We start from the raw sequence: 10280 nt of genomic DNA on the forward strand, positions 1-10280 counted from the left end.
CGCTCGGTCAACGACGTTGCCGCCACCGACATCCCGCTCCAGCACATCGTTTTGCCGCTGGCGATCTCCTTCTTCACCTTCCAGAAGATCGCCTACCTGGTCGATGCGGGCAGGGGCCATGTGGAAAAGCACAGCTTTCTCGAATATTGTTTTTTCGTGATGTTCTTCCCGCAGTTGATCGCGGGACCCATCGTGCACCACCACGAAATCTTCTCCCAAACGAAGCGGTCGCGTAGCTTCGCCTTCGACCGCATGAACATCGCCATCGGCCTCACGATCTTCTTTATCGGCCTCTTCAAGAAGGTCGTCCTCGCCGACAATCTCGCGCCGTTGGCAAGCTCCGTTTTTGCCGATGCCGGCGCAGGGCACGACATCGTCTTCCTCCGCGCCTGGGAAGGGATGCTCGCCTACACGTTCCAGCTCTATTTCGATTTCTCCGGCTATTCGGACATGGCAATCGGCGCGGCGCGCATCTTCGGCATCAAGCTGCCGCTCAATTTCCATTCGCCCTATCAGGCGACGAGCATCGTCGATTTCTGGCGCCGCTGGCACATGACGCTGTCGCGCTTCCTGCGCGACTATCTCTACATCGCGCTCGGCGGCAATCGCAGGGGCAGGGCGCGGCGTTACGTCAATCTCTTCCTCACCATGGCCATCGGCGGCCTCTGGCACGGCGCCGCATGGACCTTCGTTTTCTGGGGTGCCATGCACGGCGCCATGCTGATCCTCAATCACGCCTGGCGCGCCGTCTGGACAAAGCCGCTGAACACATGGTGGTCGCACGGCATCGCGCGAAGCATTACCTTCCTCGCCGTCGCGCTCGCCTGGGTTTTCTTTCGCGCGCCGAGCATCGACGCCGCCTTTGCCATCTACAAGGGCCTGATTGCATGGACACCGGATATTCCAGCTCACGCACTCGGTGTCGATCTCGCCTGGGCGGCCTTCTGGATTTCCGTCGTATGGTTCTGGCCGAACACTCAACAATGGATGGCGATGGTGCGGCCCGCCTTCAATTACTCGCGCGCCGACCGCCACAAGGACCCGCTGCTCGTACCGCTCGACGGATCGCGCTGGCGCCGCGCGATCTTCTGGCGACCCGCCGCGCCTTACGCCGCCGCAGTGGGCGTCGCCGCGGCGGTCGCCTTTCTGAGCCTGCAACGCGTCAGCGAATTTCTCTATTTCCAGTTTTGAGCAGAGATGAAAATGCCTGCGCACGCCACATCCTATCTTTTCGCATTGTTCGGCACGCTGGCTCTATGCTGCGCGCTCGCATGGACATTCAACGCACTCGTCGATCCGCTCTGGTACTTCGGCGGCAACAAGCTCGGTCCGATCAACTACGCCTTCAACGAACGGCTGTCGAAGCCAAACCTGATCGCCGGGCATGAAGACGAATATGACTGCGTGATCTTCGGCGACAGCCGCGTCACGCTTCTTCCGGAACATCGAATCGAGGGGTACCGCTGTTTCAACTTCGCCTTTTCGTCGGGCGTCGCGCCGGAGTTCGTCGATTACGCCGAATGGCTGAAAGCGCGCGGCTTTTCTCCGAAGCTTGTGGTTGTCGGCTTGAGCGCCGGCGACTTCCGCTCCATCCCGCAAGCGCATAACACTCCCGCTTTCATTCGAGAAAAATCTCCGCCTGAGTCGCCCTATCTCGCCTATCTCTCGCTCGACGTGCTGGCCATGTCCTGGCGGACGCTCTTCGGAACGTCGCCGCTCGATCGCGTTTACGATTCCGACTTCCGTTGCCGCGCGGCTTCTCTTCAACGTCTTTATGACCCGCGTGTGCCGATCCGCGACCTGCGTTCGGGCCCCTTCGACAACCGCAAACCGATCGCCACCTATCGGACGTTGAAGGCCGTCTTTCCCAATGCCCGCTTCGTCGGCTACGCCTCGCCGCTATCGGCTTGGGCAATCGCGGAATATGCGCGCATGGGCTGGCTTGAGAGCTATACGCGGGCGCTTCACGACGCTTCGGAGGTCTTCGACCGCTTCACCGATTACAGTATCCCCTCCGCCATGACAGCCGATCCGGCCATGACCTATGACGGCACGCATTACTCACCGACGGCCAATGAAGCGATCGCCCGCACGCTGACCGGCGGCCACGCAGAAGAGGCCCTCGATCTCAAGTCCATCTCCGCCGACGAGATGACGGCAACCTATCGCGCCCGCCTTGCGCGCTACGACGAAACGCTCAGGCGTGGCCTCGCGGCTCACTGAGCGCCGAAACTCTTCAGGAATTGACCGGCTCTCGCGGCGAGATTTGCCCGGATATTCATGTAGAAGAGGTTGTAGTCGTAGATATGAAAATCGCCGCCCCACGAGCCGAAGTTGAAGGCGTCGTTCGCCGGCGAGACGACCAGCAGCCCGCCTTCGCATCGCGCGCCCGTCAATGCCTTCTCCGGCGCCGAAACGGGCGCATCCGGCTTGGCGAAAGGCATGCCGCCGAGATTGGTTGATGCGTCCGCCTCTCCGTCGAGCGTCCAGGTCAGTGGATTGACGCAGGCGATGGTCCGGCCATGAAGGCGCTGGTAACGTCCGTCGATCCAGCTAATTCCCTGTTCGGTCCAGTTCCCGCGCGATTTCGTGTCCAGCACCGAATTCCAGTTGATGTAGCAACCCGTTTGCGTCGGCGTCGCACAGGGCACGAGGCCGGGCGTGCCCGAATCGCGCACGGCGGAAGAGCCGATGAGATAGGCCGCGACAAATCGCTTCTCGAGCGGCGTCCCGACGATCTTCTCGGCAATCAGCCGCATGCCATGCAGCGAACCCTGACTATGCGAGGCGATGATGAACGGCCTCCCACTATTGCGATGCGCGATGAACTCGTCGAAAGCGCGCGCGACGTCCTGATAGGCGACCTCGAACGAGGGATAGCCTTCTTCTCCCTCCGTGACGAAGGAATAGAGCGTCGCTTGCCGGTAGCGTGGCGCGAAGATGCGGCAACAACCGTTGAAAGCGCTCGCCTGAAAGCGCAGCACGCCGCTTTCGAGTTGCTCGCGCGTCTTGCCGCCCTCGTCGTAAGGCGCGTTCCAGCCGTTCTTGCTGAGATAGGTGGTCGGATGAATGAAGAAGACGTCGACACCGGCCTTCGCCTGGTTGTCCGCAGCGCCGCTGTCCGGCGGAACGATGTCGGCATTGCTCGGCACACCCGGCAAAGCCGCCCAGGCGTCGTCCTTCGTGTAGTCGGGCGCGGGCGGCAATTTCGAAGCGTCGAAGGCATGCCAGGGCTTGAACATTGCCGCCAGCATCAACGGCCGGTCGAAATAGAAGAGGGCGCCGATGGCGACGAAGAGCGCGACGACGGCGCCGATTCCCCAGAGAATTTTCCTAAACATCGCGTCCCCGCTTTATTTCAGCCGCCGATTTCTTCCAGCGCCCTCACATAGCCCGAATAATTGGGCTGGTCGATTGCAAGCTTCGTCAGCGTGATCTCCCAGAGATGATCGACCAGTCCCGGCGTGTCGAGGGCGATGTCGCCGCGCTCGATCCTGGCGCAGAGTTCGCGGTTGAGGTCTTCCAGTGTTCCGTCGCGGCCGAGCAGGGCCTTGAGCCGGTCGAATTCCTCGGCATTCCTCCGGGGCGCGATCTCGAGTTCGCGTCTCACGATGTCGAGCGCATTGGCCGCGACGCGCGCATGGAAAGCAGCATGGCCCTGCAATTGCGGCATGGCGTGGTTGCGGATGAAATCCGCGACGATGTCGACGAGCTCGATGGCCGTGGGCTGATCTTGCATGTCTTCACCCCTTCTTTCGCGGCGCAAGCAAGCGCAACAAGTCAATTTCCGTTTCCGACGAACGCCGCCCGATCGTCGCGCGCTCGACCGAACGGTCGCCAGCCTTGAAGGCCATCACCATGGTGGTGCACATGACACCCCATTTGAGCGTGCCGAGCACCTCCCAGAACTTGACGCGCTCGGGATCGACCCTGCCGCCGCCAGCCGCTTCATAGCCCGCGAAGAGATCCTCGCGTTTACCGAACCCGCCGACCGGATTGTCGATATTGCCGAAGCGCCACGAATTGACGCAGATCCAGGCGAGGTCCTCCATCGGATCGCCGACATGTGCGAGCTCCCAATCGAGCACGGCGCGCAAGCCGTCCGGGCCGATCATCAGATTGCCGTGACGAAAATCGCCATGCACCAGCGTCAGCTCGGTCGTGTCCGGCGGCGCATTGTCCCTCAGCCAGCGGAAGGCGAGTTCGAAAACCGGGTGAGGATGGTCGTGTGTCTTGTAGGTCTGGAAATATTGCTCGATCTCCGCGCCGGCGGGCGAGACCCGCAAGGGCGGCAGCTTCGCCTTGTCGATCCGGTGCAGCCGGGCCAGCATCTCGCCGCATTGCCGCGCGAGTTTCGGTCGCACTTCGGCGAACTCGGCGTCGCGCAGGATTTTCCGCGCGATGGTCTCCCCCTCGATGCGGTCCATCACGAAGCCCTGGCCAACGCCGTCTTCCTCGCCGAGCACCAGCCGCACCGGCGGCACGGCCACGCCGGCGGCCCCCGCGAGCCGGATCAGTTCAGCCTCGGTTTCGAGCCCCGCGGCCGTGCCCGATCGTCCTTGCGTCCGCGTGCCGCCGGGCGCACGACGAAGGATCAACGGAATGCCCGCGCCCTCCGTCGTCGCCTCGAAGGCCCAGGTCTCCTGGCTTGCGCCGCCGGACAGCCGCTTCAGATTGGCGATGCCTGTCGTGCCCGGAATGGCTTTGCGCACCGCATCGGCAAGCGGTGCCGCGAAGGAAATCACCTCGGCTCCCATGTCAGCCTCCGATGCTGACCGGCTTGCCGTCGACGATCTGGTCGAGATATTCCGAAAGCCCATAGCCGACCTGACCGTTGCACCGATATTCCGTCATGCCCTCGGTGATCCGCGTAACGAGCTCGTTGCCGTCGGAATCGTGGCGGCGGTTGCGCAGCGGGATCAGCGACAGCACCTTCGCCTCGACGTCGTAGGTCGCGCCGGACTCCGTCTTGATGTGGGAACGAAATGCCGTCTGGTACCAGTTCTCGTCCCAGTCGCTATCGATTGAGACTTCGGTGATGAGATCGTATTTGCCATCCTTCAACACCATGCCGCCCTGGCGCGGCTCGCCCGTTTCGCCCGCGACGATCGACAGCATCATGCCGAAGTCACGGCCGAAATTCATCGGGCACCAGCGATACCAGTGGATCGCCTGCCAATAGCGCGGTCCCCAGCTCTTGTCGCGTAGGCCGAAGCCCGAAACCTCGAAGCGCTCGTCGCCGATGACGAAGCTTCCCTTCGCCGCCACATGCTGCTCGTAATGCGCCTTGGCGAATGACTTCTCGGGATCGATGTCTAGCGCCGAACCGTCTTCCTTCACCGTTTCGCCGCCGAACATCGGCGAGACGCCCTCGAATTCGAGATCGACCTTGCAGGGCACGACCGGATTGCTCTTGAAGGCCTTCGACGGCTCGGCCATGTCGTTGGGTTCCTTCAGCACCACAACCTTGCCGTCATAGGTGACACGCAGCCGCTTGAAGGGCTCGAGCACCTGCACGCGCAATCCGCCGGCATTCAGCTCCTTGTTGTCGCCGATTTTCGGTTTGGCATACATGAAGGCGACGCGACCGTCCGGCAGATAGAGGCAGACGGACATTTCGGCATAGCCCTCGTTCGGTCGATTGCCGATGCGGAACCAGCCGCCGATCTTTTTTATCGGGTCGAACATGTTGAAATACATGCTCTCATTGTAGTTGGTGGCGGCGTCGGGCGTGTGCGTGTACTCGTCCTCGGGCGCGAGACGGATTTTGAAACCTGCCGGGGCTTTCGCCATGATCTTCTCCCTTGAATATTTCCGGGCGGACACATTTCGCGGCCCGCCTCAAACTCGTAAATTCTTGTTATGAATCCTGCCACGAACGAAGCATGATAGGAAAAGGAATCCACTTGCGCTCCCTGTTGCCGAGCGGCTTTCGAGGGCGACGCAACGTCAAGGATTTACGGTACAGGCCAGCATGACCGACCCCGACAGCCCGCCGCCCGGTTCCACCTCCGGAATGCCAAGCCCTGACGACGAAGCGCCCCTGATTCTGCCGCCGCGCCGGCATGGTTTCATGGCGCGCCTGCGCAACTACTTCTTCACGGGCCTCGTCGTTGCGGCCCCCATCGGCCTCACGGTCTACATCACCACCTGGTTCGTCGATCTGGTCGACACCTGGTTCGTGCCGCTGATCCCGGCGCAATATCAACCGGACCGGTATCTGCCCTTCGAGATTCCGGGCCTCGGTCTTCTCATCGCCTTCGTTCTGTTGACGCTGCTCGGCGCGCTGACGGCGAACATCTTCGGCCGTGCGATCCTCTCTTTCGCGGAGGGGCTCGTCGATCGCATGCCCGTCGTGCGGTCGATCTACGGCGCCATCAAGCAGATATTCGAAACGGTCGTCTCGCAGTCGACGACTTCTTTCCGAGATGTCGGCGTCATCGAATATCCGCGCAAGGGCCTCTACACCATCGTCTTCGTCACCTCGCAGACGACATCGCAAATTGGCGAACAGATGGGGCATGATCTCATCAGCGTCTTCCTGCCGACGACACCGAACCCGACATCGGGTTTCCTTCTTTATGTGCCGCGCCAGGACGTGACCATCCTCGACATGTCGATCGAAGAGGGGGCGAAGCTCATCATTTCGGCGGGGCTCGTCGAACCGCCGAAGAAGAACGGCAAGGACGTCACCCCGAACGCAGATACCTGATCGCTTCGTCACGCTCGAAGAGATAGAGCAGCACGCGCAGCGCCTTGCCGCGCTCGCTTTCGAGTTCCGGGTCGCGGTCGAGGATCATGCGTGCGTCGTCATAAGCGGCGGCGAGAAGCTCGCCCTGACGTTCGACGTCGGCGAGGCGGAAGGTCGGCAAACCGCTCTGCCGCGTCCCGAGCAATTCGCCGGCGCCACGTAAACGCAAATCTTCTTCGGCAATGCGGAAGCCGTCTTCCGTCTCGCGCATGATCTTGATGCGCGCCGCCGCTGTCTCGCCAAGCGGCGTCTGGTAGAGGAGGAGGCAGCTCGACTTGTCCGCGCCGCGCCCGACGCGCCCGCGCAACTGGTGAAGCTGCGCCAGTCCGAAGCGCTCGGCATGTTCGATCACCATGACGGTTGCGGTCGGCACGTTGACGCCGACTTCGATCACCGTGGTCGCGACCAGAATGCGCGTCTCGCCGGCCTCGAAGCGCGCCATGGCGGCATCTTTTTCGGCCGCTTTCATGCGGCCGTGCACGAGACCGACGGTCTCGCCGAATATCGCTCGCAGAGAATTGTAGCGTTCCTCCGCCGCCGTCACATCGAGGTCTTCGGATTCCTCGACCAGCGGACAAACCCAATAGACCTGTGCGCCCCGCGCCAATGCCCTGTGCAACCCGTCGACGATCTCGTCGAGCCGTTCGAGGGGCAAGGCGCGCGTATCGACAGGCTTTCTGCCGGCGGGCTTCTCGGTCAGCTTCGAGACATCCATGTCGCCATAAGCGGTCAAGGTCAGCGTGCGCGGGATCGGCGTCGCCGTCATGACCAGAATATCTGTGCCCGTGCCGCCCTTCGACTGGAGTTGAAGGCGTTGATGCACGCCGAATCGGTGCTGCTCGTCGATGACCGCGAGCGCCAGCGCCTTGAAGGCGACATCCTCCGAGAAGAGCGCATGCGTCCCGACCAGAATGTCGATCTCGCCGGTCGCGAGCGCTTGCAGGATCGCGGCACGACGGACGCCTTTCTCCCGGCCGCTCAGCAATTCGAGCTTCACGCCGGCCGCCTCGCAGAGCGGCACCAGCGACGCGTGGTGCTGGCGCGCCAGAATTTCCGTCGGCGCCATCATCGCCGCCTGAAAACCCGCCTCGACGGCGCTGAGCATCGCAAGTAGCGCAACTATCGTCTTGCCGCTGCCGACGTCGCCCTGCAGAAGCCGCAACATGCGCCGGTCCGAGGCCATGTCCGCATCTATTTCCGCTAGCGCCTGCACCTGCGCGCCGGTCAGCGCGAAGGGTAGGGCGGCCGTGACCTTCGCGCGCAGATGCCCGTCGCCCTTGACCGCGCGCCCTGGCAGGCGCCGCATCCGCAGGCGCACCAGGCCGAGCGCCAGCTGGTTTGCGAGCAACTCATCGAAGGCAAGCCGCGCCCGCGCCGGCGCGTCCGGGTCGATATCTTCGAATGAGTCCGGCATGTGAGCGGCCATCAGCGATGTTCGCCATGGCCCGAAACCGCGCGCCTTGAGCCACGGCCCGTTCTGCCACTCGGGCAATTCCGGCACGCGATCGAGTGCCGCGCGGATCGCCTTCTGCAACGGCTTCAACGTGACGCCCGCCGTCAACGGATAGATCGGTTCCAGCAACGGCAGGGAGGCGAGCTCTTCCGGCGCGACGATATGATCCGGGTGCGTCATTTGCGGCTGGCCCTGGTAGAACTCGACCTTGCCGCTGACGACGCGTGTCGATCCTTCCGGCATCGCCTTCGCCAGATAATCCCCATGCACGTTGAAAAAAACGATCTGCATCTCGCCCGTTTCGTCATGCACATGCACGCGATAGGGCAGGCGCTTCAGCCGGGGCGGCACATGGAGCCCGACCTGAACTTCCATTGTCGCGATCTCGCCATCCCGCGCTTCCGCGATCTTCGGGCGGCGGCGGCGGTCGACGAGGCCGACGGGCAGATGCCAGCACAGATCGACGACCTTCGGGCCGGCGAGCTTCTCCACGAGTTTTTCGAGGCGAGGGCCGATTCCGGGCAGACTGCGGATGGGAGCAAAGAGCGGGAAGAGAACTTCCGGACGCATCGCGGGCTCAGGCCCGCGCCTTGAGGAAATCGGTGACGGCCGCATAGGCATTCACGGCCAGCGAGAAATGACCGTCATTCTCGCTGAAATGCGCGACGGCACCCGGCACATGCGCGGCGTAATGCTCGCCGATGGATACGGGCACGACCGTATCCTCGCGTCCGTGCCAGATGCCGGTCGGCACCGCGATATCCTTCAGCGCGAAATGCCAGGGCTCTCCGTAGATGCGCGCATCGGCGGCCATGCCCAATGAGGAGCGTCGCAATCCCTCGCGCCAACTTGCCACCATGAACTGCATCATCGGCCCGTTGCGAAGCTCCATGTCGGCGGCCGGACGCGGCCTGCGACGCATGCGCCATGCTCGCATCCGGTGAAGCGCACGATCGGACAACATGATCCGCCGCCCCAACGCCGCCATGAAGACGCGCGCACCTGGATAGCGCAACGCCGAGCCGACGCTGCCGGTCCGGCCGAACATCATGCCCGGCGCGTCCGGCGGCCCGAGGCCGCAGACCAGTGCCAGCGCATTGACCCGGTCGGGCAGCCCATGCGCGACCGAGGAGGCATAAGGGGCACCGCCGGAGACGCCGACGACGCCGAAGCGCGCCAGCCCGAGATGGTCGGCCAGCGCCGCGATGTCCTGCGGCCAGTCGGCCAGCTTGCGGCGCGGGCGGGGCGTGCTGAGCCCATAACCAGGCCGGTCGACACCGATCAGCCGGATGCCCGAGGGCGGCAGCAGGGTGGCCTCGAGACGCGAGCCGGGAAAACCATGGAAATAGAAAACCGGCACCCCGTTCGGGTCTCCGCCTTCGGCATAACCGAGCTTCCGGCCTCCGGGCAGTCGGCAGGTTCGGTTCGAGCGTTCAGGGTCGTTGGGAGCGGTGGCAAAGGGAGAGTCGGTCATGGAAGCAGTCTATCGCCAATCGAAGCCGGGCGGGAAATATCGCGCCGGGGCTGACAGGCTCCCTCGGCAGGTCTATATCCCTCCTCAAATGGGAATGACTGATATGGCCGACAACCCACCGACCGAACACGACATTCGCCTGCGGCGGCTTAAATTCCGCTCCTGGCACCGTGGCATCAAGGAGATGGACCTGATCCTCGGCCATTTTGCCGACGAGATCATGACGACCCTCGACACGGCCGATCTCGACGATTACGAGCGTCTGATCGAGATCGAGGACGTGACCCTCTACAACTGGATCACCGGGCACGAGAAAGCCCCGGCGGAGTTCGAGACACCCGTCTTCGCCCGCATCCGCAGCTTCCAACATCTGAAGGCAGCCCTTTGGCAGCAGAACGGCTGAGCAGTACCCACTTGCGCGATCTGACGAAAATTGCGGCTGCCCCCGGCCGGCTGACGCTCGGCGAGGCGCCCGAAGGTTTCGACGCCCTGGTGCTGGCCGACCTTGCGCGGGCGCGCGCCGAGGGCGCCGTTGCCGGCGTCATTCATATCGCACGAGACGATGCCCGTCTGGCGGCCATGGAGGAAGCGCTTGCCTTCTT

The 10280-nt window shown here is 63.2% G+C and carries 11 protein-coding genes; 5 read left to right on the forward strand and 6 right to left on the reverse strand.

Translation table 11 applies throughout. The annotated features are described in order from the left end of the window. Both VMR03_RS13685 and VMR03_RS13690 read left to right on the forward strand, forming a co-directional pair. Window positions 1–1191 (forward strand): MBOAT family O-acyltransferase (locus VMR03_RS13685; protein ID WP_325406138.1); only part of this gene is annotated, 1191 nt, incomplete at its 5' end. A 12-nt stretch (window positions 1192–1203) separates the two neighbouring features. Beyond that, window positions 1204–2223, forward strand: a complete 1020-nt coding sequence (locus tag VMR03_RS13690; protein ID WP_325406140.1) for a hypothetical protein — start codon at window positions 1204–1206, stop codon at window positions 2221–2223. Here VMR03_RS13690 and VMR03_RS13695 read toward each other — a convergent pair. Genes VMR03_RS13695 through VMR03_RS13710 form a run of 4 tightly spaced genes read right to left on the reverse strand, consistent with a single transcriptional unit; the run spans window position 2217 to window position 5793 of the window. Continuing rightward, window positions 2217–3341: a DUF3089 domain-containing protein gene (locus tag VMR03_RS13695; RefSeq protein WP_325406142.1), complete on the reverse strand. Its 1125-nt coding sequence runs from the start codon at window positions 3339–3341 to the stop codon at window positions 2217–2219. The genes VMR03_RS13690 and VMR03_RS13695 overlap by 7 nt on opposite strands. A 17-nt stretch (window positions 3342–3358) precedes the next feature. After that, window positions 3359–3739 carry a DUF6285 domain-containing protein gene (locus VMR03_RS13700; protein ID WP_325406144.1) on the reverse strand — a complete coding sequence of 127 codons (381 nt, stop codon included), beginning with the start codon at window positions 3737–3739 and terminating at the stop codon, window positions 3359–3361. Between the two features lie 4 nt (window positions 3740–3743). Continuing rightward, the gene (locus VMR03_RS13705) at window positions 3744–4757 is read right to left on the reverse strand and encodes a phosphotransferase family protein (protein WP_325406146.1); all 1014 of its coding nucleotides are present in this window, start codon (window positions 4755–4757) and stop codon (window positions 3744–3746) included. A 1-nt stretch (window position 4758) separates the two neighbouring features. Continuing rightward, a complete protein-coding gene (locus VMR03_RS13710; RefSeq protein ID WP_325406148.1) occupies window positions 4759–5793 on the reverse strand; it encodes a DUF7064 domain-containing protein in 1035 nt (344 codons plus the stop codon). A gap of 280 nt (window positions 5794–6073) precedes the next feature. On the opposite strand from VMR03_RS13710, the gene VMR03_RS13715 reads away from it, so the two are divergent. Continuing rightward, window positions 6074–6712: a DUF502 domain-containing protein gene (locus tag VMR03_RS13715; RefSeq protein ID WP_325406149.1), complete on the forward strand. Its 639-nt coding sequence runs from the start codon at window positions 6074–6076 to the stop codon at window positions 6710–6712. Here the strand turns inward: VMR03_RS13715 and recG are convergent. Continuing rightward, a complete protein-coding gene (gene recG / locus VMR03_RS13720; protein ID WP_325406150.1) occupies window positions 6690–8774 on the reverse strand; it encodes an ATP-dependent DNA helicase RecG in 2085 nt (694 codons plus the stop codon). The two genes, VMR03_RS13715 and recG, sit on opposite strands and share 23 nt — an antisense overlap. A 7-nt stretch (window positions 8775–8781) precedes the next feature. Continuing rightward, a complete protein-coding gene (locus VMR03_RS13725) occupies window positions 8782–9678 on the reverse strand; it encodes an alpha/beta hydrolase (protein ID WP_325406151.1) in 897 nt (298 codons plus the stop codon). Between the two features lie 103 nt (window positions 9679–9781). Here VMR03_RS13725 and VMR03_RS13730 point away from each other — a divergent pair, with 103 nt between their 5' ends. Next, complete coding sequence (locus VMR03_RS13730) at window positions 9782–10081, forward strand: succinate dehydrogenase assembly factor 2 (RefSeq protein ID WP_325406154.1); 300 nt, start codon at window positions 9782–9784, stop codon at window positions 10079–10081. Window positions 10082–10092: 11 nt separating this feature from the next. Next, window positions 10093–10280 (forward strand): hypothetical protein (locus tag VMR03_RS13735; RefSeq protein ID WP_325406156.1); only part of this gene is annotated, 188 nt, incomplete at its 3' end.

Origin of the sequence: Parvibaculum sp. (assembly GCF_035511255.1) — a bacterium.
GTDB lineage: Bacteria > Pseudomonadota > Alphaproteobacteria > Parvibaculales > Parvibaculaceae > Parvibaculum.

Bases quoted from the DNA above. Each gene is read 5' to 3' on its own strand.
- recG (WP_325406150.1), bottom strand. From the start codon at position 8,774: ATGCGTCCGGAAGTTCTCTTCCCGCTCTTTGCTCCCATCCGCAGTCTG.
- VMR03_RS13690 (WP_325406140.1), top strand. From the start codon at position 1,204: ATGCCTGCGCACGCCACATCCTATCTTTTCGCATTGTTCGGCACGCTG.
- VMR03_RS13700 (WP_325406144.1), bottom strand. From the start codon at position 3,739: ATGCAAGATCAGCCCACGGCCATCGAGCTCGTCGACATCGTCGCGGAT.
- VMR03_RS13725 (WP_325406151.1), bottom strand. From the start codon at position 9,678: ATGACCGACTCTCCCTTTGCCACCGCTCCCAACGACCCTGAACGCTCG.
- VMR03_RS13730 (WP_325406154.1), top strand. From the start codon at position 9,782: ATGGCCGACAACCCACCGACCGAACACGACATTCGCCTGCGGCGGCTT.
- VMR03_RS13695 (WP_325406142.1), bottom strand. From the start codon at position 3,341: ATGTTTAGGAAAATTCTCTGGGGAATCGGCGCCGTCGTCGCGCTCTTC.
- VMR03_RS13715 (WP_325406149.1), top strand. From the start codon at position 6,074: ATGGCGCGCCTGCGCAACTACTTCTTCACGGGCCTCGTCGTTGCGGCC.
- VMR03_RS13710 (WP_325406148.1), bottom strand. From the start codon at position 5,793: ATGGCGAAAGCCCCGGCAGGTTTCAAAATCCGTCTCGCGCCCGAGGAC.
- VMR03_RS13705 (WP_325406146.1), bottom strand. From the start codon at position 4,757: ATGGGAGCCGAGGTGATTTCCTTCGCGGCACCGCTTGCCGATGCGGTG.